The organism is Aeromonas sp. S15(2024) (genome assembly GCF_041402265.1).
GTDB classification, from domain to species: Bacteria; Pseudomonadota; Gammaproteobacteria; order Enterobacterales; family Aeromonadaceae; genus Aeromonas; species Aeromonas dhakensis.
The window spans coordinates 1-23,800 of the sequence record NZ_JBGLQY010000014.1; the positions used below are offsets into that span (position 1 = coordinate 1).

The following is a 23,800-nucleotide window of genomic DNA, read 5'->3' on the forward strand; positions in this document are numbered from 1 at the left end:
AAAATTGTTTTTGATGCTCGATGCTGTGAGTGCCCACACAGATTGCTTGATTCAAATTGTTAAAGAGCGTGGCGCTTGTCGCGCTGAGGTGGCGTATAATACCTTCCTCACTTCGAAAGTCAAGCGGTTGTTTTCGCTTTTCTTTCGGCGCCCACTTCGCAAGGAAGCTGGCTCATCAGGTTGGCGTGTTCCGCCGTGCTGGTAGGGGCGCATTATAGGGAGCCGCGCCGCGATGACAAGGGCTTTTTGCAAAAACGCGTTCGTTTGCTGAAAAAGCAGACTAAAGCCCTCTAATCACAGGTTTTCGCCCGGTTTCACGCCGCTTTTTTGCTCAACTCTTCGCTTTGAGCCTGGATATAGTTGACCCAGCTGGTCGCCCGCTGCTGCCAGTTGCCCTGCTGCTGCAGCTCACGGGCCAGCACCAGCGCCTCGGCATACTGCTCCTTATTAAGGTGTGCCTGTACCAGCAGCGCCTTGGCCCTGTTGCCTTGCTCCCCTTTCACCGACTTGATGGCGGCGAGCTGAGTCATGGCGGCATCTGTTTTGCCTTGTTGCAACAGCAGCTCGGCGGCGCGCATGGCCGCCTTGGGATGAGCATGCTCGCGGGCGAGCAGTTGCCAGCTGTCGACGGCCTTCGGCCACTCGCGTGCCCCTTCCCACAACTGGGCCAGCAGCTGACGGTTCTCGGCGCTTTGCTTCATCTGTCCCTTTGCCATGGCAGCTTCCAGCAGGCGGGCGCCGCGATAGGGCAGCCCCTGCCAGGCGTACAGGCGGATCAGCTGGTTACGGGCGGCGGCATCATCCATCAGCTGACGGTCGATGGCGGTTTGCAGCAGAGCCAGCGCCTGATCGCCGCGCTTGGCAGAAAGATTGAGCGACACCGCCTGTTGCCACCACTTGCTCTCTTTCGGCTCGTGGCGGATCAGCTCTGCGGCCTGATCGGCCGCCACGCCGTAGCGCTGCAGCGCGGTGAGGGCCGAGAGGCGGATGATCGCAGCCTGCTTCTGCCAGCTCTTCTTCAACAGCTGTTCACTCTGGCTGGCCGCCTCACCATACTGCTTGTTGTGGTAATGGAGGCCGGCCAGACGCAGGCGCAAGGCATCGTCAGCCTTGATGGCCAACGCGGCCTTGTAGCTGGCGATGGCACCGGCCCAGTTGGATTGCTGGGCCTGGATGTCGCCGCGCAGCCGCAGCAGTTGCAGCTGTTGCTGCTCGGGCCACTCTTTATAGGCCAGCGCCTGCTCCACGTAACGGCTCGCCTGCGCGGTCTGCTGCAGGTTGGCAGCCAGGGAGGCCTGCAGCTGGGCCAGCCAGGCGCGCTCAGCATCGCTATTTGGTTTGAGGCCGGATGCCTTGCTCTGGGCCTGTTGCCACTGGCCGGACTGATAGAGCTTCATCACGGGCTCCAGCTGGCGGGAGAAAAGAGGGCTCACCTCCATCGCCAGACAGGCTTGGCTGACCAGGGCCAGCACACAGATCCAGATCCGCAACATAGTTATGACTCCAGTTTGAATTTGAGCGTGATGACTTGTACCAGCTTGTCGGTGGCACCCGGCCTAGGCTGATAGCGCCACTTGTTGATCGCCTGAATGGCCGCCCGCTCGAACTGACGCTTCGGCTTGGCCTCGACCACTTCCACATCCTGTACCCGACCGTCGGCATCGACGCTGAAACGCAGGGTCACCGACCCTTCGATGCCGGCCTGCTGGGCCCGATAGGGATAGACTGGCTCGATCCGCTGCAATGGCATCAGCATCTCGCCGGCGCCGATCCCGGCACCTTGCTGCTGGCCATGGAAGTTGCCGCTCGCGACCGGGTTGGGACTGGTCGCAACGCCAGGAGCATAGACCTGCACCGCGCTGAGGCTGGAGACCAGATCCAGGCTCGGCTGCACCGAGGGCAGCGGGGCCGCCGCCGGCATAGGCAGCGGCGTCGAGGCCAGCGCGGCAGGTGGCTCCGGCAGGGGTTCCGGCTCCTGGGGTACCGGGCGCTCACGCACCTGCACCTCGGTCACCTCGTTCTGCATGTTGATGACGATGGATTTCTGCTCGGCGCTCGCCTTCTCCCCTCTGGGCGGCTCCACCAGGGTGGCCATGAACAACAGGATCCCCAGACTGAGGGCAATCCCCAGTCCCAGGCTCATCAGCTTGTATTTCATTTCGGTGCCACCGCCACGGCGATGTTGGCGATGCCTGCCGCCTTGGCCTCATCCATCACCCGCACCACCTTGCCGTGGGGTACCCGCTCGTCGGCCTGGATCACCAGGCTGGCATCGGGCTGCTCCGCCAGCAGGCGGGCGACGCTGGTCTGCACCCGCTCCACGTCGATCTGCTTGCGGTCGAGGAATATCTGCCCCTGGGGGCCGATCGCCAGCATGATGCTGGAAGATTTCTGCGCCTTGGCCTGGCTGGCCTGAGGCCTGTGCACCTCGAGCCCGGCTTCGCGCACGAAGGAGGTGGTGACAATAAAGAAGATCAGCATGATGAACACAATATCCAGCATGGGGGTCATGTCGATCTGCACTTCATCGCGCTGGCGTTTGGATTGCCGTCTCATTGCATTACCTTCTCTTCTCGCAGGCCGTCCCGGGTCTTGGCCAGCGCACGCTTGGCCTGGCTCTCGAGCCGGCTGAGTAACAACACGCCGGAGAGAGCGACCACCATGCCAGCCATGGTGGGGATGGTGGCGCGGGAGATCCCGCCTGCCATGCTCTCCGGGTTAAAGCGGTTGGCCGCGGCCAACGCATCGAATACGCCTATCATGCCGGTCACGGTACCCAGCAGCCCCAGCATGGGGCAGAGCACCACCAGGGTGCGGATGAAGATCAGATGACGGTTGAGCTCAAGCTCGGCCTCGGCCAGCCAGCGGCTGCGGATCGCCCGAGCGTGCCAGCTGTGACGCTCGCTGCGGGCCTGCCAGCGGCCGAGCAGCTGGCGCTGCAGCGGGGCAAACCCCAGGTTGAGGTAGAGCAGCCGCTCGATCATCAGAATCCACATCAGCACCAGCAGGGCCAGAATGACCCAGAGCACCGGGCCACCACGGCCCATGAAGCTCTGCAGCTGTTGCCAGATGTCGAGCATCATGCCGCCCGCTCCATCCCGCCGTTATTGCTTTCGGCCCGCTCGGCCAGAATGCCGGCCACCTGCTGTTCCAGCACGTTGGAGAGCTCGGTGAAGCGGGACTGCAGCAGGCTGTGGGCCAAGATCAGCGGAATGGCCGCGACCAGACCCTGTACCGTGGTGACCAGCGCCATGGAGATGCCGCCCGCCATGATCTTGGGATCGCCGGTGCCGAACTGGGTGATGGCCTGGAAGGTGCCGATCATCCCGGTCACGGTACCGAGCAGCCCCAGCATGGGAGCGATGGCCGCGATCACCTTGACCATGCCGATGCCGCGCTCCATGCGAGGGGTCTCCTGCAGGATCGCCTCATCGAGACGCAGCTCGAGGGTCTCCATGCTCAGCTCTGGATGCTTGTCAGCCACCGTCAGCACCCGGCCGAGGGCGTTGTCGGCATGATATTCACCGCTCTTGAGCTGACGACGAACCCGACCCAGTTCACGGGAAAGACTCCACAGCCGTACCCCGGCGATCCCCAGGCCAATGGCGGCCAGCAGCACGATAATGGCGCCGACCTGGCCGCCCTGCTGGACTTGCTGCCAGAAGGTGGGGGCTTGTGCCAGCATCGCCAGCAGGGTGCCGTGGGAGGGATCCAGCGGCAGCGCTTCCCCTTCCTGGCCCTGATAAGCGGCCGCGGCGGAGAGCACGTTGCCGGGCAGGCCCAGCACCGGGCTCAGGCCTTCGGCGGTTGGCTGCAGGAACCCCTGCTCGCCAAACAGCGCGAAGCTGCCGACCCGGGTCAGCGACTGCTCGCTGGCCGCCCCCTGAGCATCCAGCACCTTGCCGTTGAACTGGGCAACCCGGCCCGACTCGCGGATCTCCTGCAGCAGGGTGGCAGGCAGCAGGGCAAGGGCGGCGCGATCCGGTACCTGCTTCTCCTGCGCCATCGCCTTGAGCGGCGCGAGGCGCTCGGGGTACTGACCTTCGACCGCGGATTCACTCAGCAGCTTGACCGCATCGCTGGCCCCCTGACGGGTGACCGCAAAGATCTCGTTCATGTCGCCGGAGGCCTGCTCCCACTGGGCATTGAGCTCCACCAGCTGCTTCTCATTGGTAGCGAACTGGCTGGCCAGCTCCTTGCTCAGGCGCTGGGCCTCGGCCAGCTTGGCGCGGGCACTGTTCAGCTCCTTGGAGACAGACGCCAGATCCTGTTGTGCCTGCTGTTCACGGGCCTGTTCCTGCTGCTGCCAGGCTTCATCGGCCACAGCGGCAGTGGTGCCCAGAGAGAGGGCGAGGGCGAGGGGGAACCACTTCATGGTGACGCTCATGACTGGGCCTCCTGACCACGGCTGACAGAAAGGGGGACATTCAACAACTGGGGAACCTTCTTGTCGGCGGCCATCTCCAGTGCCTCGGCGACGGGGGAGAGCCACTGGCTGTCGAGGGGCTGCCACTGCTTGTTCTGCCCGGACCAGCGCCACGCCTGGGAACGATCGGCGGTCATCGCCAACAGGGAGACCCGGCCCACCGCCAGCACGTCGACCCGGCGCGGCGCGCCGTCCAGCACCAGTTCGGCGGCATAACTGTCGAGCCGGCTGCCATATTCCGCTTCGATCTGGTAGGCCTGCAGCAGCTGGCGGAACTTCTCCGCCTCGCTCACGTCAGCCCTAGCCAGAGTGGCTTTCAACTGTTCAACTCGCGCCAGGCGATCTTCCTTGCGCAGCGGAATGTCATTTTGTACCAGCTGCTCCAGATCGGCCTGCATCTGCAGCATCAGCGGGATCAGGCCCTGCCGGGTCTCCTGTACCGCTTCCAGTTGCTGACTCAGCTTGCCCAGCTCATTTTGCTGATCGGCCACCAGAGACTGCATGTAGCGGTTGTAGGCTTCCAGATCGCGCAGTTGCAGCTGCGCATTCTGCAGCTCCAGCCTGGCGGCAACGGCCGCATCGGCGGCTTTCTCCACGCGCTGCTGGGAGGCTTTCCCGGCAGCTATGCTGTTTTTCAGTGCCGGCGCGACCAGCTCGTCGGCGCCGGCAGCGAAGTGGACTGACAGTGGCAACAAGGCCAAACCCCAAAACTTGTTCATGATATAAATCTTAACAATGATAACTATTCTCATTGTCTCAGAGTGGAGGGTCAGTGGCAATCAGATGATTTTGTTGGCCTTCGGCTGAAAAAACAGGATAATTTTTAAGCAAGCACGGGAGTCACTGGCGTTGTTCGTCACAACACCAAATTAATAAATAAAAAATATCTTTTCGATCAATGTGATAGAGATCGAAAAAGGAGAAGTTCATGTTCAACGATGCGATCTGGGAACATATCGATCGGTTCACCAAGGCCAAGAAGACCAGCGACATCCAGCAGCAGCTGGAGCGCTTCAGTCACCAGATGGGCTTTGATTACTTTCGTTTGCTGATTATTTTTCCCATCAGCATGCAGAAATCCCATGTGGCGTTGTTCAACAACTGCCCCACCAGCTGGTTCGATGCCTATTCGGAGCGGCACTACCTGACCCAGGATCCGGTCGTCTTTCTGGGACTGAAGCAGACCCAGCCCATCTTCTGGAACAAGCTCGACTGCGACTCCCCCTGGCTGCCCAGCGCCAGCCGGGAGGTGATGAACCTGGCCGCCGACTTCGGGGTGAGAAACGGCGTCTCCTTCCCGCTGCATACGCCGCAGGGGGAACACGGCATCCTCTCCTTCATCAGCAAGGAGAAGTCCAATTCCGATCTGATGTTTGAAAACGTTCCCTTGCTGTCGTTTTGCGCCAGCTACATCTTCAACTCGGCACTGCAACTGATAAAGAGCAGGCCGGACCTGATGAAGTACCTGACCGAGCTGTCCGATCGGGAGAAGGAGTGCCTGTTCTGGGCCAGCGAGGGCAAGACCTCCTGGGAGATCGCCACCATTCTCGGCATCAGCGAGCGGACCGTGAACTTCCACCTCAATCAGGTCACCAACAAGACCGACTCGAAGAACCGCAACCAGGCGATCGCCAAGAGCATCTCCAGCGGCATCATAGTACCTTCGCTGGACGACGTGACTATCACCAACCTGCGGTTGTCGTGACGCCAGCCCAGCAGCACAGCCAATAAAAAAGAGCCGCAATGCGGCTCTTTTTTCATTTCCGGCGACGGCTTATTCCACGGTCACGGATTTCGCCAGGTTGCGCGGCTGATCCACGTCGGTGCCCTTGATGAGGGCAACATGGTAGGAGAGCAGCTGCAGCGGCACGGTATAGACGATCGGCGCGATCACCTCTTCCACGTGGTTCAGGCTCATCACCCGCATGGTCTCGTCGCTCTTGAAGCCGGTATCGGCATCGGCGAAGACGTAGAGGATACCGCCACGGGCACGCACCTCTTCCACGTTGGACTTGAGCTTCTCCAGCAGATCGTTGTTCGGCGCCACCACTATGATGGGCATCTCGGCATCGATCAGCGCCAGCGGGCCGTGCTTCAACTCACCGGCGGCATAGGCCTCGGCGTGGATGTAGGAGATCTCTTTCAGCTTGAGTGCCCCTTCCATGGCGATGGGGTACTGGCTGCCGCGACCCAGGAACAGGCTGTGGTGCTTGTCGGCAAACTCTTCGGCCAGGGCCTCGATATCCTTGGCCAGCGCCAGGCTCTCCTTGATGCGCAGCGGCAGGGCCTGCAGCGCCTTGACCAGCTCAGCTTCGGCGGCGGTGCTCAGGTGGCCGCGGCAACGACCGATGGAGGCCACCAGCATCAGCAGACCAGCCAGCTGGGTGGTGAACGCCTTGGTAGAGGCCACGCCGATTTCGGCACCGGCTCGGGTCATAAAGGCCAGATCCGATTCACGCACCAGGGAGGAGCCCGGCACGTTGCAGATGGCCAGCGAGCTCATGTAGCCGGACTCCTTGGCCAGGCGCAGGGCGGCCAGGGTATCGGCGGTCTCGCCGCTCTGGGAGAGGGTCACCAGCAGGCTATTGGGGCGCACCACCGACTTGCGGTAGCGGAATTCGGAGGCGATCTCCACGTCGCAGGAGACGCCGGCGATCTCTTCGAACCAGTAGCGAGCCACCATGCCGGAGTGATAGGAGGTGCCACAGGCGACGATCTGCACGTGATCGACCTTGTCGAAGATGGCGCGCGCGCCGTTGCCGAACGACTCGACCACCACGTGATCACCACCCAGACGCCCTTCCAGGGTGTTGGTGATGGCCTTGGGTTGCTCGTGGATCTCTTTGAGCATGTAGTGGCGATACTCGCCCTTGTCACCGGCGTCGTGGGAGAGTTCGGACTCCTGCTCTTCACGCACCACGGCCTCGCCGTGGGTATCGAAGATGTGCACGTCGCGACGGGTCACTTCGGCCACGTCACCCTCTTCCAGGAAGATAAAGCGACGGGTCACCGGCAGCAGCGCCATCTGGTCGGAAGCGATGAAGTTCTCGCCGATGCCGCGGCCGATCACCAGCGGGGAGCCTGAACGGGCCACCACCATGCGGCTGTCGTCACGGCAGTCCATCACCACAGTGCCGTAGGCGCCGCGCAGCTGCTTCACCGCCACCTGCATGGCAGCCAGCAGGCTGGGGGCGGATTTCAGCTCGTGGTGCACCAGGTGGGCGATCACCTCGGTATCCGTGTCGGAGCTGAACACATAGCCCAGCGCCTTCAACTCTTCCCGCAGCTCTTCATGGTTCTCGATGATGCCGTTGTGCACCACCACGATATGCTCGGAGACGTGAGGGTGGGCATTGCGCTCGGACGGTTCGCCGTGAGTGGCCCAGCGGGTGTGGGCGATGCCGGTACCGCCATGCACGGACTGCTCGTCCAGCGCCTTGGCCAGCTCGGCCACCTTGCCGAGGCGACGCACCCGCTGCAGCGGCTGACTGGCGCTGAACACGGCCACACCGGCCGAGTCGTAGCCGCGGTATTCCAGACGGCGCAGACCCTCTACCAGAATTTCAGCCACATCACGTTGGGCGACGGCCCCGACGATGCCACACATACACTTCTCCTTAAGATGCTATTGATTCGGTTGGATAATCATTTGTTCAGGTCAGACTGCCACGGGGGCGCAGATCAGCTGGATCCCCTTGGCCTGAATTCGTTCTCTGGCCGAGATGGCCAGCCCCTCGTCGGTCACCAGGGTATGGATGCTGGACCAGGGCAGTTCGAGATTGGGGATCTTGCGGCCGATCTTCTCCGACTCCACCATGACGATGACCTCCCGCGACACCTCGGCCATCACCCGGGACAGCCCCACCAGCTCATTGAAGGTGGTGGTACCGCGTTCCGGATCGATGCCGTCGGCGCCGATGAACAGCTGGTCGAAGTCATAGGAGCGCAGCACCTGCTCCGCCACCTGACCCTGGAAGGATTCGGAGTGGGGGTCCCATGTGCCTCCCGTCATTAACAGGGTAGGCTCGTTTTCCAGCTCGCGCAGGGCACCGGCCACATTGAGGGAGTTGGTCATCACGATGAGACCGCGCTTGTTGCCGAGCAGCGGGATCATGGCGCTGGTAGTGGTGCCGCTGTCGATGATGACGCGGTTGTGATCGCGGATCCGTTCGGCCGCCGCCTTGGCGATAGCCAGCTTTCGTTTCGAAACTTGCTCTGGATTGCCGTCCACCACCATCTCGCTGGGCAGGGGGACGGCGCCACCGTAACGACGCAGCAACAGACCACCGGTCTCCAGCACGGCCAGATCTTTGCGAATGGTCACCTCGGAGGTGGAGAAGTGCTTGGCCAAGGCATCGACGCTCACTTCACCCTGCTCCTGCACCAGGCTGACGATGGTGTGACGGCGCTGCTGAGTATTACGTTTGGTCATCTTAAAGTTTCGATTCGAAAGAATGTCGAAATGTTAATGCCTTTTCTGGAAAAATCAAACGGCAAATAGGATCCGATATGGTTCGATGCCAGAATGGGGGGCTGATTTGCGACGAGGATGCCATGCAAAAACGAACCATCTGGCTGGTAGAAGATGAAGCCAGCATCGCCGACACCCTGATCTATGCCCTGCAAACCGACGGCTTCGAGGTGGAGTGGTTTTCCCTCGGCCAGCCTTTGCTGGAGCGACTTGCCCAGTCGCGCCCCGACTTCCTGATCCTGGATGTGGGGTTGCCGGACATCAGCGGTTTCGAGTTGTGCAAGCAGGTGCGGGTACTGTGCGATACCCCGCTGATGTTTCTCACTGCACGCAGCGAAGAGATAGACCGCCTGATCGGGCTGGAGATTGGGGCCGACGACTACGTGGCCAAGCCCTTCTCGCCTCGCGAGGTGTGCGCCAGGGTGCGGGTCATCCTGCGCCGCAGCCAGCCAGCCGCCCCCCAGCCGAGCCAGACCCTCACCCTGGACGAGGAGCGGGCCCGCATCAGCTTTCACGGCCAGCCGCTAGCGCTCACCCGCTACGAATACCTGCTGCTCAAGACCCTGATGCTGACGCCGGGCCGGGTCTACTCCCGCCAGCAGCTGATGGATCTGGTGTGGAGCGGGGCGGAAGAGAGCCTGGATCGCACCGTCGACACCCACATCAAAACCATCCGCGCCAAGCTGCGAGAGCGGGATCCGGACGCCAACCTGATCCTGACCCACCGCGGATTGGGTTACAGCCTGGAGCAGGCATGAACAGACGGTTGCCGGGTCACGGCCGGGGGATGACATGAGAATCGGACTGCAACTGCTGTGCGGGCTGGTGCTGATCTTTGCGCTGGCCGCCTGGTTCGTGCTGGAGATCTTCGTCGAGGAGATCAAACCAGGGGTGCGCAGCGCCACCGAAGATACCCTGGTAGACATGGCCCAGATGCTGGCCCCGCTGGCGCTGGATGACCTGCAGGAGGGGAAGATGGCCGACGGCCGGCTGGCCAGCGCCTTCGCCCGCCTCAACCAGAGCCCCATCAACGCCCTCATCGACGGCCACCTCAAGCAGCAGGCGGAGTACCGCATCTATGTGGTCGACCGCTGGGGCAAGGTGGTTTACGACTCGGACGGGGTGGATCTGGGCAAGGACTACTCGCGCTGGAACGACGTCTACCTGACCCTGCGCGGCGAATACGGCGCCCGCAGCACCCGCAGCGATCCCGACGATCCCACCAGCTCGGTGATGCACGTCGCCGCCCCGCTGCGGGAGGGGGACGACATCCTCGGTTCCCTCACCGTCGCCAAACCCAACCGTACCCTGCTGCCCATGATAGAACGCAGCGAGCACCAGCTGCTGCAGGGGGCTGCCTTGCTGCTGTTCATCTCGCTGCTCATTGGCGCCCTGTTGGTGTGGTGGCTCAACCGCGCCATCGGCAAGCTGGTGCACTATGCCGATGCGGTCAGCCAGGGCCAGCCCGCCACTCTGCCACGCCTCTACAGCCCGGAGCTGGATCGGCTCGGCCGCTCCCTTGAGACCATGCGCCGCCAGCTGGACGGCAAGGCCTACATCGAAGCCTATGTGCACAGCCTGACCCACGAGCTCAAGAGCCCGCTGGCCGCCATTCGCGGGGCAGGGGAAATACTGACCGAGGTGCCGCCGCTGGACGTCGCAAAGCGCTTTATCGGCAACATCAATCTGGAGACGGCCCGCATGCAGCAGCTGATCGAGCGGATGCTGCAGCTGGCCAAACTGGAGTCGGGACAGGGGCTGGACAGACAGGCGGTCGAGCCGGCCAGGCTGGGCAGGCGGGCGCTCGACGCCCGTCAGATCCTGGCCCAGCGCCGCCAGATCACCCTGCACGCCGAGCTGGGGGAAACCCAGAAACAGAAGTGGGACCCGCTGCTGGTGGAGCAGGCCCTCGGCAACCTGCTGGACAACGCTCTCGACTTCTCCCCCGTCGGCAGTACCCTCAGGCTGAGCGGCGCCATGGAGGAGGGGGGTTACTGCTTCCGGGTGCGGGATCAGGGACCCGGCATTCCGGACTATGCCCTGCCGCGCATCTTCGAGCGCTTCTACTCCCTGCCCAGACCCGACAAGGGCAAGAGCAGCGGCCTCGGGCTCAGCTTCGCCATGGAGGTGGCGCGCCAGCACGGCGGCCGGCTGACCCTCACCAACCAGGCTGACGGCGGGGTGCTGGCCGAGCTCTGGTTGCCAGCGGGCTGACACTTCACACTGGGCACATAAAGCGGCGCTATGCTGGTGTTTTCCCAGCGAACTTTATGTGCTCAAGGAGCCCCCATGTCCCGCCTTCTGTTATCCGGCCTGCTCGGCGCAGGCCTGCTGTTTTCGCTGCCTGCCAGCGCCGCCACCGGCTGCTTTCTCTATGCCGACGGCAACGGCCAGACCCTCTCCAGCGAAGGGGATTGTTCAAGCCAGCTGCCACCCGCGTCCACCTTCAAAATCCCGCTGGCGCTGATGGGTTATGACAGCGGCTTTCTGGTAGACGAAGAGCACCCGGCACTGCCCTTCAAGCCGGGTTACGACGACTGGCTGCCCGCCTGGCGGGAGACCACCACCCCGCGCCGCTGGGAAACCTACTCGGTGGTCTGGTTCTCCCAGCAGATCACCGAATGGCTGGGGATGGATCGCTTCCAGCAGTACGTCGACCGTTTCGACTACGGCAACCGGGATCTTTCCGGCAACCCCGGCAAACACGACGGTCTGACCCAGGCCTGGCTCAGCTCCAGCCTGGCCATCAGCCCAGAGGAACAGGCCCGCTTCCTCGGCAAGATGGTGAGCAGCAAGCTGCCGGTGTCGGCGCAGACCCTGCAGTACACCGCCAACATCCTCAAGGTGAGCGAGATCGACGGCTGGCAAATCCACGGCAAGACCGGCATGGGCTATCCGAAGAAGCTGGATGGCAGCCTCAACCGGGATCAGCAGATCGGCTGGTTCGTCGGCTGGGCCAGCAAACCGGGCAAGCAGCTCATCTTTGTCCACACCGTGGTGCAGAAACCCGGCAAGCAGTTTGCCTCCCTCAGGGCCAAGGAAGAGGTGCTGGCCGCCCTGCCGGCCAAACTGAAAACCCTGTGATACCCAGACCGGCGCTCTGCGCCGGTTTTTTATCCCCCTTCACCTCCACTTCACACAGCCCCATCCCCCCTTCACCCGACCCAGCCACACTCGCTCCATCAACAAGGAGACGTGTCATGGTCAAACAGATATTCAGCCACAAGATCTTTCTGCTGCTGTTGCTCAGCCTGCTGTTGATGGTGCCGGTGCAATCCATCATGGAGCTGAACCGGGAGCGCCAGGCCTATCGCAGCCAGGCCATCCACAGCATCATGGCCAGCAGCAGCGGGCCGCAGCGACTGCTGGGGCCGGTCGTAGTGCAGCCTTATACCCGCACCGTCACGGTGGAGCAGGATGGCAAGCGCTTCGAGCGCAAGCTGCAGCTCTATCGCTACCTGCTGCCGGAACAGCTGGATGTGCAGGCCAGCATGGAGGTGACCCCGCGCAAGCTCGGCATCTACCAGGCCCAGGTCTATCACACCCGGCTCTCCCTCTCCGGGCGGCTGCCTGCCGAACTGAACGGTAAAACCCTGATCAGCGGCGAACCGGATCTGGCCGTCGATGGCGCCGATCCCGCCCTGGTGGCAGGTAAACCCTATCTGAGCCTGGTGCTGTCCGATGCCCGCGGCATCAACCGGGTACCCGAGCTGCAACTGGGTGAGCAGCGCACCCCGTTCGCCCCCGGCGCCCTGCTGGGTGATGGACTGGCCGGCATCCATGCGCCGCTCGCGGCCCTGCCGGGGGAGGGTGGCGCCTTTCACATCGAGCTGGATTTGCAGGGGATGAACCAGCTGGAAGTGGTACCGCTAGGCCAGGACAGCAGGCTCAACCTCGCCAGCAACTGGCCCCACCCCAACTTCATCGGCGACTTTCTGCCTGGCAGCCGTACCCTCACCGCCAGCGGCTTCGAGGCGAGCTGGCAGAGCAGCTGGTTTGCCACCGACATGGAGAGCCGTTTCAACCGGATGATGAAGGGTGCCAGCGGCGATCTGCCCGCCTTCAGCGTCAGCCTGGTGCAGCCGGTGGATCACTATCAGCAGAACGAGCGGGCCGCCAAGTATGCGCTGCTGTTCATCGGCCTCACCTTCCTCAGCTTCTTCATGTTCGAGCTGCTCAAGGGGCTGCGGGTGCACCCGATCCAGTACGCGCTGGTGGGCATGGGGCTGGCCATCTTCTATCTGGTGCTGCTGGCACTGACCGAACACCTCGGCTTTGCCTGGGCCTACCTGATTGCCGCCCTGGCCAGCGTAACCCTCAACGGCTTCTACCTCAGCCATGTGCTGGGCGGCCCCAAACAGGGGCTCGGCTTCGCGGCCCTGCTGGGGCTGGTCTACGCCATCCTGTTCGGCTTGCTGCAGGCCGAGGAGATAGCCCTGCTGCTCGGCGCCCTGCTGCTGTTCGCCATCCTGGCGCTGGTCATGGTGCTGACCCGCAAGCTGGACTGGTATCGGGTGATGGGGAATGCCCCGACGCCCCCTGCCAGCGGGCAGGAGAGCTGAAAACAAAACCGGCGCCATCAGGCGCCGGTTTGCATTTCATTGATCGGGCATCACTTCTTCTTGACCGGGCGAGGCCAGTTTGGAATATGACGCTGAGCCACCCGGGTGATCACCAGCTCGTTCTCGGCCACGTCCTTGGTGATGGTGGAGCCGGCCCCCAGGGTCGCCCCCTTGCCGATGCGCACCGGCGCCACCAGCTGGGTGTCGGAGCCGACGAAGACGTCGTCCTCGATGATGGTCTGGAACTTGTTGACCCCGTCGTAGTTGCAGGTGATGGTGCCGGCACCGATGTTCACCTTGGCGCCGACGTCAGCATCACCCAGATAGGTCAGATGACCGCACTTGGAGCCAACCCCGAGGCGCGCCTTCTTCATCTCGACGAAATTGCCGACGTGAGCATCCTGCTCCAGTACGGCACCCGGGCGCAGGCGGGTAAAAGGACCGACCGAGCACTGGTCGGCGATTTGCGCGCCTTCGATGACGGAGTAGGGTTTCACCTCGGTGTGATCGCCGATCACGCAATCCTTCAGCACGCTGCCGGCACCGATGCGGACGTGGTTGCCCAGCACCACCTTGCCTTCGATGATGACGTTGACGTCGATCACCACCTCTTCCCCGATCTCCAGAGTGCCACGCAGATCGAAGCGGGCCGGGTCGATCAGGGTGGCACCGGCGATCATCAGCTTCTCGGCCTGCATCTGCTGATAGCTGCGCTCGAGCTGGGCCAGCTGCACCCGGTTGTTGGCCCCTTCCACTTCCATGGCGCTGTCCGGATGAACCGCGGCAATGGGGCAGTTGTCGGCGTGGGCCATGGCAATGACGTCGGTCAGATAGAACTCGCCCTGGGCATTCTTGTTGTCCAGACGGGAGAGCCAGCTGCGCAGCTGGCCACCGTTGGCCACCAGCACGCCGGTGTTGACTTCGCGGATGGCGAGCTGCTCGGCGTTGGCATCCTTCTGCTCGACGATGCCGACCACCTGGCCATTGCTGCGCACGATACGGCCATAGCCGGTCGGGTTGTCCAGCACCACGGTCAGCAGCGCCATGCCATCGCTTGCCTTGGCCGCCAGCAGCCGCTGCAGGGTATCGGGCTGGATCAGCGGGGTATCGCCGTACAGCACCAGCACGTCGTCTTCATCGTTCCAGAACGGGATGGCCTGGGCCACCGCATGACCGGTTCCCAGCTGCTGAGCCTGCAGTACCCAGTTCAGGTCGGATGCCTGGATCCGCTCCTTCAGCAGTTCGGCACCGTGGCCATAGACCAGGTGCAGCTGCTCGGCCCCCACCTGGCGGGCGGTATCGATCACATGGGAGACCATGGGCTTGTTGGCGACCGGGTGCAGTACCTTGGGCAGGGAGGAACGCATACGGGTGCCTTTACCCGCAGCCAGGATCACGACATTGAGAGACATAGCTAGCCTTTGAAACAGGTGGAAATGCTGGGCGGAGTCTATCCAACGAGTAAAAAAAAAGCGACCCGCAGGTCGCTTTTTACCTCACCGTTATTAACGGTAATTCTTTTTGACGATATCGATGACCCGCAGTTGAGCCATCGCCTTGGCCAGCTCGGTGGCGGCCTGGGCGTAGTCGATATCACCATGGGAGCTGTGGATCCGCTCTTCCGCCGCGCGTTTGGCTTCCTGGGCTTTCGCCTCATCCAAATCGTCGGCACGAATCGCGGTGTCCGCCAGCACGGTCACGGCTTCGGGTTGCACTTCCAGCATGCCGCCGGAGATGTACAGCACCTCTTCAGTTCCGTTCTGCTTCACCAAGCGGACCAGGCCCGGCTTGATGGCAGTCAGCAACGGAGCATGACCGTGGCGGAGACCCAGCTCACCTTCGGAGCCTGATACCTGAGCGGACTGCACGCGACCGGAAAACAGTTTTCCTTCGGCGCTCACCACGTCCAGGTGAAAGGAGATCATCTCAGCCATGGGCCCTCCTATCGAGGCTTACAGTTTCTTGGCTTTCTCGACAACTTCGTCGATGCTGCCAACCATGTAAAACGCCTGCTCCGGCAGATCGTCGTACTCGCCTTTCAGGATGCCCTGGAAACCACGGATGGTCTCTTTCAGCGGCACGTATTTGCCCGGAGAACCGGTAAACACTTCGGCCACGAAGAACGGCTGGGACAGGAAACGCTCGATCTTACGGGCACGGGCTACGGTCAGTTTGTCTTCTTCTGACAGTTCATCCATACCCAGGATGGCGATGATGTCCTTCAGCTCTTTGTAGCGCTGCAGCACGGTCTGAACGCCACGAGCAGTCTCGTAGTGCTCCTTGCCAACCACCAGCGGATCCAGCTGACGGGAGGTGGAGTCCAACGGGTCAACGGCTGGGTAGATACCCAGTGCCGCGATCTGACGGGACAGTACCACGGTCGCATCCAGGTGGGCGAAGGTGGTCGCCGGAGACGGGTCGGTCAAGTCATCCGCAGGCACGTAAACGGCCTGTACGGAGGTGATGGAACCGGTCTTGGTGGAGGTGATGCGCTCCTGCAGAACACCCATCTCCTCGGCCAGGGTCGGCTGGTAACCTACTGCAGAGGGCATACGACCCAGCAGTGCGGATACCTCGGTGCCCGCGAGCGTGTAACGGTAGATGTTGTCCACGAAGAACAGCACGTCACGACCTTCGTCACGGAACTTCTCGGCCATGGTCAGACCGGTCAGCGCTACGCGCAGACGGTTTCCGGGCGGCTCGTTCATCTGACCGTAAACCAGAGATACTTTGTCCAGTACGTTGGACTCCATCATCTCGTGGTAGAAGTCGTTACCCTCACGGGTACGCTCACCTACACCGGCGAACACGGAGTAACCGCTGTGTTCGATCGCGATGTTACGGATCAGCTCCATCATGTTTACGGTTTTGCCTACACCGGCACCACCGAACAGACCAACCTTACCACCCTTGGCGAACGGGCATACCAGGTCGATAACCTTGATACCGGTCTCCAGCAGGTCGTTGCTGTTGGACTGATCTTCGTAGCTGGGAGCCGCGCGGTGGATGGACCAACGCTCTTCTTCACCGATCGGACCTTTTTCGTCGATCGGATCGCCCAGTACGTTCATGATCCGACCCAGAGTCGATACGCCGACCGGCACCTGGATGGATTTACCGCTATTCACTACTTCCAACCCACGACGCAGACCGTCGGAGGAGCCCATGGTGATGCAACGAACGACGCCGCCACCGATCTGTTGCTGAACTTCCAGCACCAGACCCTGGCCTTGACCTTCGCTGACAACCTTCAGTGCATCGTACACCTGGGGCACGGCATCTTGCGGGAACTCGATGTCCACCACAGCGCCGATGATTTGGACGATGAAACCGTTACTCATGTCAAATCCTCTAAACCTTTGATAACCCTTGCCTTACACCGCAGCAGCACCGGACACGATCTCTGTCAGTTCCTGGGTAATACTGGCCTGACGGGCCTTGTTGTATACCAGTTGCAGATCGTTAATCAGGTTACCGGCGTTGTCAGTCGCGGCTTGCATGGCAACCATTCGGGCTGCCTGTTCACTTGCCAAGTTTTCCACTACCCCCTGGTAGACCTGGGATTCGACGTAGCGAATCAGCAGGGTATCCAGCAGTTGCTTGGGATCCGGCTCATAGAGGTAATCCCAGTGGTGTTTCTTGGCGAGCTTGCTGTCTTCAGTTACGGGCAAAGGCAGCAGTTGATCGACTCGTGGTTGCTGAACCATGGTGTTGACGAACTTGTTGTACACCAGATACAGCCTGTCAATCTCACCGTTGTCGTAAGCCTTCAGCATGACCTTGACTGAACCAATCAGGTCATTGACGCTCGGGTTATCGCCCAGTCCTGCGACGTGAGCTTTCACCTTGGCGCCGTGCCGTTCAAAGAAGTTGGAGGCCTTGTTGCCGATCAGAGCCAGGTCAACCTTGGCTCCTTTCGCGCTCCATTGCTTCATGTCATTGAGGGCAGCCTTGAACAGGTTGATGTTCAGACCACCACACAGGCCACGGTCGGTGGAGACGACGATGTAACCCACTCGCTTGACCTCACGTTCGATGAGGTAGGGGTGCTTGTATTCCAGGTTCCCCTGAGCGATATGGCCGATCACCTTGCGCATGGTTTCAGCGTACGGACGGCTGGCAGACATGCGATCTTGCGCACGGCGCATCTTGCTTGCTGCCACCATTTCCATAGCGCCGGTGATCTTCTGAGTGTTTTTCACACTCGCGATCTTGTTACGTATCTCTTTTGCGCCGGCCATCTCTTACTCTCCATCAGGTGGCAGCTCGCGCTGCCACACACGCTTACCAGGTCTGGGTTGCCTTGAAGTTGTCCAGCAACGCAGTCAGCTTGCCAACGATCGCGTCGTTGTAGTCGGCCTTGGCATTGATTTCAGCCATCAGCTCGGCATGCTGGGTATTGGCGTAAGAGAGCAGAGCGGCTTCGAAGTCGACGATCTTGTTCAGCTCGACATCGGAGAGATAGCCTTTTTCCGCGGCGAACAGCACCAGAGACTGGTGAGCCACGCTCAGCGGAGAGTACTGCTTCTGCTTCATCAGCTCGGTCACTTTCTGACCGTGGTCCAGCTGCTTGCGGGTCGCATCGTCCAGGTCGGAAGAGAACTGGGCGAATGCAGCCAGTTCGCGATACTGGGCCAGCGCGGTACGGATACCACCGGACAGCTTCTTGACGATCTTGGTCTGAGCGGCACCACCTACACGGGATACGGAGATACCCGGGTCAACGGCCGGACGGATACCGGAGTTGAACAGTTGTGAAGTCAGGAAGATCTGGCCATCGGTGATGGAGATCACGTTGGTCGGAACGAACGCGGATACGTCACCAGCCTGGGTTTCGATGATCGGCAGCGCGGTCAGAGAACCGGTCTGGCCTTTCACTTCACCGTTGGTGAACTTCTCTACGTACTCGGCGTTGACGCGAGCAGCACGCTCCAGCAGACGGGAGTGCAGATAGAAAACGTCGCCCGGGTAGGCTTCGCGTCCTGGCGGACGGCGCAGCAGCAGGGAGATCTGGCGATAAGCTACGGCCTGCTTGGACAGGTCATCATAGATGATCAGCGCGTCTTCACCGCGGTCACGGAAGTACTCACCCATGGAGCAGCCGGCATACGGAGCCAAGTACTGCAGGGCAGCCGCTTCGGAGGCAGAGGCAACCACCACTATGGTGTTGGCCAGGGCGCCGTGCTCTTCCAGCTTGCGCACCACGTTGGCGATGGTGGAGGCCTTCTGGCCGATCGCAACGTAGACACACTTAATGCCGGAGTCTTTCTGGTTGATGATGGTGTCGATGGCGATGGCAGTCTTACCCACCTGACGGTCACCGATGATCAGCTCACGCTGGCCACGACCGATAGGGATCATGGCATCGATGGCTTTCAGACCGGTCTGGACCGGCTGGTCAACAGACTTACGCTCGATAACGCCCGGTGCAATCACTTCGATCGGCGAGAAGCCGTCGTTGTCGATTGGACCTTTACCGTCGATCGGCTGACCCAGGGTGTTCAACACCCGGCCCAACAGACCACGACCGACCGGCACTTCCAGAATGCGGCCAGTCCCTTTTACTTTCATTCCTTCTGACAGACCGTCATAGGAACCCATGATCACCGCACCGACGGAGTCACGCTCCAGGTTCAATGCCAGAGCGTAGCGGTTGCCCGGCAGCTCGATCATCTCACCTTGCATGGCATCGGCCAGGCCGTGAATACGAATGATACCGTCGCTCACAGAGACGATGGTACCTTCGTTACGCGCTTCGCTCTTTACATCAAACTGCGCAATGCGCTGCTTGATCAGCTCGGCGATTTCAGTGGAATTCAGTTGCATGCTCTAATACCCCAATCAAGATTGCAGCGCGTCAGCCATGCGATCCAGCTTACCGCGGACCGTGCCGTCGATAACCAGGTCACCGGCCTTGATGAGCACCCCGGCCATCAAGGACGCATCCATGCTGCAATTCAGCTTCACTTTGCGCGCGAGACGTTGTTCCAGAGAAGCCTGAATATTGGCTTTCTGCTGGTCGGTCAGTTCGATCGCCGAAATCACGTCAGCCTGAACTTCTTTATCCAGTTCAGCCTTGAACGCGACGAATTCGGCAACGACCGCCGGCAGCACACCCAAGCGACCATTCTCGGCCATCACCCGGATCAGGTTTTGACCATGCTCGTCGAGTTGCTCACCACAGATGCCGACAAACAACTTTGCCAGCTCTTCGGCAGCCACAGAGCCGTTTACCAGGTTGTGGATGGTCTCGTTCTCCGCTACTTGTGCAGCGAAGCCGAGCATCCCCAGCCACTGATCAACCGCCTTGTGCTCAACGGCAAACTCGAAAGCAGCCTTGGCGTAGGGGCGAGCGATTGTAGTCAGTTCAGACATAGCCCCGTTCCCGTTACAGTTCTGCTACCAGCTTGTCGACGATGTCGCTGTTGGCAGCCTGGTCGATTTGGCGCGCCAGGATCTTCTCTGCACCAGCAATGGCAAGAGCAGCAACCTGCTTACGCAGTTCTTCTTTGGCACGATGACGTTCAGCTTCAATCTCGGCACGGCCCTGAGCCAGGATTTTTTCCCGCTCAGATTGGGCACCGGCAGCAGCTTCATCAATGATCTGGGCCTTGCGTTTGTTGGCCTGTTCAATGATTTCTGCAGCCTGGAGCTTGGCTTCTTTCAGCTGATCGGTGGCGTTGGCCTTGGCCAAATCCAGATCTTTCTTGGCACGCTCGGCAGAAGAGAGGCCGTCAGCAATGGTTTTCTGACGGGCTTCGATGGCAGCCATCAGCGGCGGCCACACGTACTTCATGCAAAACACTACGAAGAAGAAAAAAGCAACTGCTTGGCCGAGGAGGGTGGCGTTGATATTCACAGCCTGTGTCCTCTTAGTTAGTTAATGGGTTATGTCCGGAGGTCGCTATGACTTAGCCGGCAACCGCAAACATCACGTACAGACCCAGACCAACGGCGATCATCGGGATCGCATCCACCAGACCCATCACGATGAAGAACTGGGTACGCAGAACAGGGATCAGGTCCGGTTGACGAGCTGCACCTTCCAGGAATTTGCCACCCAGGATACCGATACCGATGGAAGCGCCGATAGCCGCCAGACCCATCATCATTGCAGCAGCGATGTACAGCAGGTCCATGTTCAAGTTTTCCATGAGGATCTCCATTTATTTAGATGTAATTGATTGTATAAAAAGGATTATTTGAGTTGCATCAACCATGGTCTTCTTGAGCCATCGACAGATAGACGATGGTCAGCACCATGAAGATAAACGCCTGCAAAGTGATGATCAGGATGTGGAAAATTGCCCAAGGCACGGACAGGATCCACTGAGACCACCAGGGTAGCAAACCCGCAATCAGGATAAAGATCAGTTCGCCAGCATACATGTTGCCGAACAGTCGAAGACCCAGAGAAACAGGTTTGGAAATCAGCGTAACAGTTTCCAGGATGAGGTTAACCGGGATGGCCGCCGGGTGGTTGAAAGGCTGAAGCGTCAGCTCCTTCACAAACCCGCCGATACCCTTGACCTTGATGCTGTAGTACAGGATCAAGAAGAACACGCCCAAAGCCATGGACATGGTGATGTTAACGTCAGCAGAGGGAACCACACGCAGATAGGGAACACCCATCAACTGTGCAGCGTGGGGGATAAAGTCAACGGGGATCAGATCCATCAGGTTCATCAGGAAGATCCACACAAACACCGTCAGGGCCAAAGGTGCGATGACCTTGTTGCGACCGTGAAAGATGTCCTTGACGTTACCACTCACAAACTCGACCAGCATCTCCACAAAGCACTGCAGTTTACCGGGCACACCACTGGTAGCGTTGACGGCTACGCGGCGGAACAACCAGATAAACAGAGCGCCCAACAGAACAGAAAATATCATTGAGTCGACATTGACTGTCCAGAACCCAGACCCGACTTGCAGATGGGTCAGATGGTGGGAGATATATCCCTGAGGAGTCAGGACTTCTCCGGTTGCAGACATGAGTTTTCCTAATAGTGGTTGTTAAGCGTGAATGAGACTATCCACTGTACAACGAGGGCGAGGATATAAGTGGCAAAGAACGAGACGGTATCGACCTCGATCCCGGCGCCAAACATCAGGGCGAAAAGTCCTGTTGTAGTAATGAGCTTAATCCCTGCCCCACCATAAAAGTCCCGCAGAACCAGGCCCACGCTCTCTTTCGTCACCTTGCGGCGCAGAACCCAGAGCGTGAACAGGGCTTGTGGAACCCAGTACATACCCCCCCCGTAGAGAGAGGAGCGTCCGGCAAACGCACCGGCCTGGTAAAACCAGACGGTACTGATCGCCAGGATCAGGACGAGCTGACAAACGAGCATAGCCAAGGCCAGCGTTAAACCTTCCAAGGCTATTTTCTGCTTCACCAACCTACCCCTGAACATTACAGAACTGTAAAAAATCGGGATCCGAAGACCCCGCGTTTACAGCCCAAAAAGCCGGTCAAATTATACCCTTGAAGACAGCTATTGCAACATGGCAAAAATCCTTAATTTTTGCGGCTTTCCGCACAGAATTAAGGTTATGTTCATATCAAAAGGAATGGATGTTTTATTACTACAAAAAGCGTAAAAATCACGATTCTGACAGGCCAAAATAGCTCAATACCCGGTCCAAATCCGCCAAGTTCTCGTAACTAATTACTAACTTGCCGCTATCCTGTTTTCCCGGCTGAAGTTGTACCTGATTGCCAATTTTTTCTGAGATCTGGCGCTCGAGATAACCAAACTGGGGATCGCGGACGGGCTCGACCCTGGCTTTTGCCGGTTCCAGCGCCTTTTGCACCAATTTCTCGGTATCTCGCACGGTCAGCCCCTTCTGGGCAACCAGTTTGGCCAGTTCGGACTGGGCCTGGCCACTCAGGGCCAGCAGGGCACGGGCATGACCCATGTCGAGGTCACCGTGCTCGACGAAGCGCTTCACGTCGTCGTTGAGCTGGTTGAGGCGCAGCAGGTTGGTCACCGTGGTGCGGGACTTGCCCACCGCATCGGCTACCTGCTGGTGGGTCAGTTCGAATTCGGTCAGCAGCCGCTGCAGGGCGACCGCCTCCTCGATGGCGTTGAGGTCTTCACGCTGGATGTTCTCGATGAGCGCGATGGCGACGGCAGCCTCGTCAGGCACGTCCTTGACCAGGCAGGGCACCACCTCGAGGCGCGCCAGCTGGGAGGCGCGCCAGCGCCGCTCACCGGCGATGATTTCGAAGGATTGCTCGCCAAGGGGGCGCACCACTATGGGCTGGATCACCCCCTGGGCACGGATGGAATTGGCCAGCTCTTCCAGCGCATCCTGCGACATGTCCTTGCGCGGCTGGTACTTGCCGGACTGCAACCACTCCACCGGCAGCTTGCGCAGTTCGCCCTGATTGGTCGGGGTCGGGGCCATGGCCTGCTCGGTGCGCTGATCGCTCATCACCTGCTTCTGGCGCGCGGCCGTGCTGGTGCTGAGCAGAGCGTCCAGCCCCTTGCCCAGCCCACGTTTTTTCGGCGTCATATGCTCTCTCGGTCTGCGATGGTCACCTGACGCTCCTGCTCCTGGCGACGCAAGATCTCGCCAGCCAGAGCCAGATAGGCCTTGGCGCCCACCGATGATTTGTCATAGTGCATGGCCGGGGCGCCGAAACTCGGTGCCTCCGCCAGTCTTACGTTGCGGGGAATGATGGTGCGATAGACCTTGTCCCCGAAGTGCTGTTTAAGCTGATCGGACACATCATTGGCCAGCCGGTTGCGGTGATCGAACATGGTGCGCAGCACCCCTTCGATCTTCAGATCCGGATTGACCACGGCTGCCAGCTTGCTGATGGTGTCGACCAGGGCGGTCAACCCTTCCAGCGCATAGTATTCGCACTGCATGGGCACCAGCACGGAGTCGGCGGCGGCCATGGCGTTGACGGTCAGCATGTTGAGAGAAGGCGGGCAGTCGATGAAGACGTAGTCGTACTTGTCCCGCACCGCGGCCAGCGCGTTGCGCAGGCGGATCTCGCGGGCGAAGAACTCCATCAGACGAATTTCGGCCGCGGTCACGTCGGCGTTGGCGGCGATCAGGTGATAGCCCCCGGAGGTTTCGGGGATGATCACCTCGCCGATGGGGGCGTCCTCGATCAGCAGCTCATAGGCAGTGCGCTCGACTTCGTACTTGTCGACACCGCTGCCCATGGTGGCATTGCCCTGCGGATCCAGATCGATCACCAGCACCTTGCGGCGGGTAGCGGCCATGGAGGCGGCCAGATTCACACAGGTGGTGGTTTTACCCACTCCACCCTTCTGGTTGGCTATGGCGATGACTTTTCCCACACTGTCCCCTAAATGAAACTGC

26 protein-coding genes are annotated in these 23,800 nt (G+C 60.5%); 6 read left to right on the forward strand and 20 right to left on the reverse strand.

Features of this window, described 5'->3' with window-relative positions; genetic code table 11:
- The coding region (locus tag ACB033_RS20205; RefSeq protein ID WP_371140719.1) for a hypothetical protein at positions 1 to 205 on the forward strand (205 nt) is incomplete at its 5' end.
- Between the two features lie 109 nt (positions 206 to 314).
- Here the strand turns inward: ACB033_RS20205 and ACB033_RS20210 are convergent.
- Genes ACB033_RS20210 through ACB033_RS20235 form a run of 6 tightly spaced genes read right to left on the reverse strand, consistent with a single transcriptional unit; the run spans position 315 to position 5,145 of the window.
- Entirely contained in the window at positions 315 to 1,493 is a 1,179-nt protein-coding gene (locus ACB033_RS20210; protein WP_017781085.1) for a hypothetical protein, read from the reverse strand.
- A gap of 2 nt (positions 1,494 to 1,495) precedes the next feature.
- Positions 1,496 to 2,158, reverse strand: a complete 663-nt coding sequence (locus ACB033_RS20215) for an energy transducer TonB (RefSeq protein ID WP_017787829.1) — start codon at positions 2,156 to 2,158, stop codon at positions 1,496 to 1,498.
- Positions 2,155 to 2,556, reverse strand: a complete 402-nt coding sequence (locus ACB033_RS20220) for a biopolymer transporter ExbD (protein WP_139725612.1) — start codon at positions 2,554 to 2,556, stop codon at positions 2,155 to 2,157. The genes ACB033_RS20215 and ACB033_RS20220 overlap by 4 nt, the downstream gene beginning before the upstream one ends.
- Positions 2,553 to 3,083, reverse strand: coding sequence for a MotA/TolQ/ExbB proton channel family protein (locus ACB033_RS20225; RefSeq protein WP_094697168.1), 531 nt, complete (start codon positions 3,081 to 3,083; stop codon positions 2,553 to 2,555). Before ACB033_RS20225 ends, ACB033_RS20220 begins: the two co-directional genes overlap by 4 nt.
- A complete protein-coding gene (locus ACB033_RS20230) occupies positions 3,080 to 4,387 on the reverse strand; it encodes a MotA/TolQ/ExbB proton channel family protein (RefSeq protein WP_139431915.1) in 1,308 nt (435 codons plus the stop codon). Before ACB033_RS20230 ends, ACB033_RS20225 begins: the two co-directional genes overlap by 4 nt.
- Positions 4,384 to 5,145 (reverse strand): DUF3450 domain-containing protein, encoded by a 762-nt coding sequence (locus ACB033_RS20235; RefSeq protein WP_043171116.1) that lies wholly within the window; start codon positions 5,143 to 5,145, stop codon positions 4,384 to 4,386. The genes ACB033_RS20230 and ACB033_RS20235 overlap by 4 nt, the downstream gene beginning before the upstream one ends.
- A 209-nt stretch (positions 5,146 to 5,354) precedes the next feature.
- On the opposite strand from ACB033_RS20235, the gene ACB033_RS20240 reads away from it, so the two are divergent.
- Entirely contained in the window at positions 5,355 to 6,131 is a 777-nt protein-coding gene (locus tag ACB033_RS20240; protein ID WP_016352388.1) for a LuxR family transcriptional regulator, read from the forward strand.
- A 69-nt stretch (positions 6,132 to 6,200) separates the two neighbouring features.
- Here the strand turns inward: ACB033_RS20240 and glmS are convergent, their stop codons facing one another.
- Together glmS and ACB033_RS20250 are read right to left on the reverse strand one after the other, a co-directional pair.
- Positions 6,201 to 8,033 (reverse strand): glutamine--fructose-6-phosphate transaminase (isomerizing), encoded by a 1,833-nt coding sequence (glmS, locus tag ACB033_RS20245; protein WP_139725610.1) that lies wholly within the window; start codon positions 8,031 to 8,033, stop codon positions 6,201 to 6,203.
- A 51-nt stretch (positions 8,034 to 8,084) separates the two neighbouring features.
- On the reverse strand, positions 8,085 to 8,858 hold the full coding sequence (locus ACB033_RS20250) for a DeoR/GlpR family DNA-binding transcription regulator (RefSeq protein WP_005307234.1): 774 nt from the start codon (positions 8,856 to 8,858) through the stop codon (positions 8,085 to 8,087).
- Positions 8,859 to 8,980: 122 nt separating this feature from the next.
- Here ACB033_RS20250 and blrA point away from each other — a divergent pair, with 122 nt between their 5' ends.
- The 4 genes from blrA to creD all read left to right on the forward strand — a co-directional run bounded on the left by blrA (position 8,981) and on the right by creD (position 13,459).
- A complete protein-coding gene (gene blrA, locus ACB033_RS20255; RefSeq protein WP_123245613.1) occupies positions 8,981 to 9,655 on the forward strand; it encodes a beta-lactam response regulator transcription factor BlrA in 675 nt (224 codons plus the stop codon).
- A gap of 34 nt (positions 9,656 to 9,689) precedes the next feature.
- Positions 9,690 to 11,111 carry a beta-lactam sensor histidine kinase BlrB gene (gene blrB / locus ACB033_RS20260; RefSeq protein ID WP_139725609.1) on the forward strand — a complete coding sequence of 474 codons (1,422 nt, stop codon included), beginning with the start codon at positions 9,690 to 9,692 and terminating at the stop codon, positions 11,109 to 11,111.
- A gap of 75 nt (positions 11,112 to 11,186) precedes the next feature.
- Positions 11,187 to 11,981 carry an OXA-12 family class D beta-lactamase gene (gene blaOXA / locus ACB033_RS20265; RefSeq protein WP_139725608.1) on the forward strand — a complete coding sequence of 265 codons (795 nt, stop codon included), beginning with the start codon at positions 11,187 to 11,189 and terminating at the stop codon, positions 11,979 to 11,981.
- Positions 11,982 to 12,097: 116 nt separating this feature from the next.
- A complete protein-coding gene (gene creD, locus ACB033_RS20270) occupies positions 12,098 to 13,459 on the forward strand; it encodes a cell envelope integrity protein CreD (RefSeq protein WP_139725607.1) in 1,362 nt (453 codons plus the stop codon).
- Between the two features lie 50 nt (positions 13,460 to 13,509).
- Here creD and glmU read toward each other — a convergent pair whose 3' ends face one another.
- The 12 genes from glmU to ACB033_RS20330 form a co-directional block, all read right to left on the reverse strand.
- Positions 13,510 to 14,871, reverse strand: coding sequence for a bifunctional UDP-N-acetylglucosamine diphosphorylase/glucosamine-1-phosphate N-acetyltransferase GlmU (gene glmU, locus ACB033_RS20275; protein WP_139725606.1), 1,362 nt, complete (start codon positions 14,869 to 14,871; stop codon positions 13,510 to 13,512).
- A 93-nt stretch (positions 14,872 to 14,964) separates the two neighbouring features.
- Entirely contained in the window at positions 14,965 to 15,393 is a 429-nt protein-coding gene (locus ACB033_RS20280; protein WP_005307217.1) for a F0F1 ATP synthase subunit epsilon, read from the reverse strand.
- An 18-nt stretch (positions 15,394 to 15,411) separates the two neighbouring features.
- A complete protein-coding gene (gene atpD / locus ACB033_RS20285) occupies positions 15,412 to 16,800 on the reverse strand; it encodes a F0F1 ATP synthase subunit beta (protein WP_005307215.1) in 1,389 nt (462 codons plus the stop codon).
- Positions 16,801 to 16,833: 33 nt separating this feature from the next.
- Positions 16,834 to 17,700, reverse strand: a complete 867-nt coding sequence (gene atpG / locus ACB033_RS20290; protein ID WP_005307212.1) for a F0F1 ATP synthase subunit gamma — start codon at positions 17,698 to 17,700, stop codon at positions 16,834 to 16,836.
- Between the two features lie 43 nt (positions 17,701 to 17,743).
- A complete protein-coding gene (gene atpA, locus ACB033_RS20295; protein ID WP_005307210.1) occupies positions 17,744 to 19,285 on the reverse strand; it encodes a F0F1 ATP synthase subunit alpha in 1,542 nt (513 codons plus the stop codon).
- Positions 19,286 to 19,300: 15 nt separating this feature from the next.
- Positions 19,301 to 19,834 (reverse strand): F0F1 ATP synthase subunit delta, encoded by a 534-nt coding sequence (gene atpH / locus ACB033_RS20300; protein WP_005307208.1) that lies wholly within the window; start codon positions 19,832 to 19,834, stop codon positions 19,301 to 19,303.
- Between the two features lie 13 nt (positions 19,835 to 19,847).
- Entirely contained in the window at positions 19,848 to 20,318 is a 471-nt protein-coding gene (atpF, locus tag ACB033_RS20305) for a F0F1 ATP synthase subunit B (RefSeq protein WP_005307207.1), read from the reverse strand.
- A gap of 52 nt (positions 20,319 to 20,370) precedes the next feature.
- The gene (gene atpE / locus ACB033_RS20310; protein ID WP_005307205.1) at positions 20,371 to 20,613 is read right to left on the reverse strand and encodes a F0F1 ATP synthase subunit C; all 243 of its coding nucleotides are present in this window, start codon (positions 20,611 to 20,613) and stop codon (positions 20,371 to 20,373) included.
- A 58-nt stretch (positions 20,614 to 20,671) separates the two neighbouring features.
- Positions 20,672 to 21,454 (reverse strand): F0F1 ATP synthase subunit A, encoded by a 783-nt coding sequence (gene atpB / locus ACB033_RS20315; protein WP_005307200.1) that lies wholly within the window; start codon positions 21,452 to 21,454, stop codon positions 20,672 to 20,674.
- 8 nt (positions 21,455 to 21,462) lie between these two features.
- Complete coding sequence (locus ACB033_RS20320) at positions 21,463 to 21,873, reverse strand: ATP synthase subunit I (RefSeq protein ID WP_162519895.1); 411 nt, start codon at positions 21,871 to 21,873, stop codon at positions 21,463 to 21,465.
- 190 nt (positions 21,874 to 22,063) lie between these two features.
- Positions 22,064 to 22,978: a ParB/RepB/Spo0J family partition protein gene (locus tag ACB033_RS20325; protein WP_010635594.1), complete on the reverse strand. Its 915-nt coding sequence runs from the start codon at positions 22,976 to 22,978 to the stop codon at positions 22,064 to 22,066.
- Complete coding sequence (locus ACB033_RS20330) at positions 22,975 to 23,778, reverse strand: ParA family protein (protein WP_005307193.1); 804 nt, start codon at positions 23,776 to 23,778, stop codon at positions 22,975 to 22,977. The genes ACB033_RS20325 and ACB033_RS20330 overlap by 4 nt, the downstream gene beginning before the upstream one ends.
- Between the last annotated feature and the right edge of the window lie 22 nt (positions 23,779 to 23,800).

Bases quoted from the DNA above. Each gene is read 5' to 3' on its own strand.
- ACB033_RS20210 (WP_017781085.1), bottom strand. From the start codon at position 1,493: ATGTTGCGGATCTGGATCTGTGTGCTGGCCCTGGTCAGCCAAGCCTGT.
- ACB033_RS20215 (WP_017787829.1), bottom strand. From the start codon at position 2,158: ATGAAATACAAGCTGATGAGCCTGGGACTGGGGATTGCCCTCAGTCTG.
- ACB033_RS20220 (WP_139725612.1), bottom strand. From the start codon at position 2,556: ATGAGACGGCAATCCAAACGCCAGCGCGATGAAGTGCAGATCGACATG.
- ACB033_RS20225 (WP_094697168.1), bottom strand. From the start codon at position 3,083: ATGATGCTCGACATCTGGCAACAGCTGCAGAGCTTCATGGGCCGTGGT.
- ACB033_RS20230 (WP_139431915.1), bottom strand. From the start codon at position 4,387: ATGAGCGTCACCATGAAGTGGTTCCCCCTCGCCCTCGCCCTCTCTCTG.
- ACB033_RS20235 (WP_043171116.1), bottom strand. From the start codon at position 5,145: ATGAACAAGTTTTGGGGTTTGGCCTTGTTGCCACTGTCAGTCCACTTC.
- ACB033_RS20240 (WP_016352388.1), top strand. From the start codon at position 5,355: ATGTTCAACGATGCGATCTGGGAACATATCGATCGGTTCACCAAGGCC.
- glmS (WP_139725610.1), bottom strand. From the start codon at position 8,033: ATGTGTGGCATCGTCGGGGCCGTCGCCCAACGTGATGTGGCTGAAATT.
- ACB033_RS20250 (WP_005307234.1), bottom strand. From the start codon at position 8,858: ATGACCAAACGTAATACTCAGCAGCGCCGTCACACCATCGTCAGCCTG.
- blrA (WP_123245613.1), top strand. From the start codon at position 8,981: ATGCAAAAACGAACCATCTGGCTGGTAGAAGATGAAGCCAGCATCGCC.
- blrB (WP_139725609.1), top strand. From the start codon at position 9,690: ATGAGAATCGGACTGCAACTGCTGTGCGGGCTGGTGCTGATCTTTGCG.
- blaOXA (WP_139725608.1), top strand. From the start codon at position 11,187: ATGTCCCGCCTTCTGTTATCCGGCCTGCTCGGCGCAGGCCTGCTGTTT.
- creD (WP_139725607.1), top strand. From the start codon at position 12,098: ATGGTCAAACAGATATTCAGCCACAAGATCTTTCTGCTGCTGTTGCTC.
- glmU (WP_139725606.1), bottom strand. From the start codon at position 14,871: ATGTCTCTCAATGTCGTGATCCTGGCTGCGGGTAAAGGCACCCGTATG.
- ACB033_RS20280 (WP_005307217.1), bottom strand. From the start codon at position 15,393: ATGGCTGAGATGATCTCCTTTCACCTGGACGTGGTGAGCGCCGAAGGA.
- atpD (WP_005307215.1), bottom strand. From the start codon at position 16,800: ATGAGTAACGGTTTCATCGTCCAAATCATCGGCGCTGTGGTGGACATC.
- atpG (WP_005307212.1), bottom strand. From the start codon at position 17,700: ATGGCCGGCGCAAAAGAGATACGTAACAAGATCGCGAGTGTGAAAAAC.
- atpA (WP_005307210.1), bottom strand. From the start codon at position 19,285: ATGCAACTGAATTCCACTGAAATCGCCGAGCTGATCAAGCAGCGCATT.
- atpH (WP_005307208.1), bottom strand. From the start codon at position 19,834: ATGTCTGAACTGACTACAATCGCTCGCCCCTACGCCAAGGCTGCTTTC.
- atpE (WP_005307205.1), bottom strand. From the start codon at position 20,613: ATGGAAAACTTGAACATGGACCTGCTGTACATCGCTGCTGCAATGATG.
- atpB (WP_005307200.1), bottom strand. From the start codon at position 21,454: ATGTCTGCAACCGGAGAAGTCCTGACTCCTCAGGGATATATCTCCCAC.
- ACB033_RS20320 (WP_162519895.1), bottom strand. From the start codon at position 21,873: ATGTTCAGGGGTAGGTTGGTGAAGCAGAAAATAGCCTTGGAAGGTTTA.
- ACB033_RS20325 (WP_010635594.1), bottom strand. From the start codon at position 22,978: ATGACGCCGAAAAAACGTGGGCTGGGCAAGGGGCTGGACGCTCTGCTC.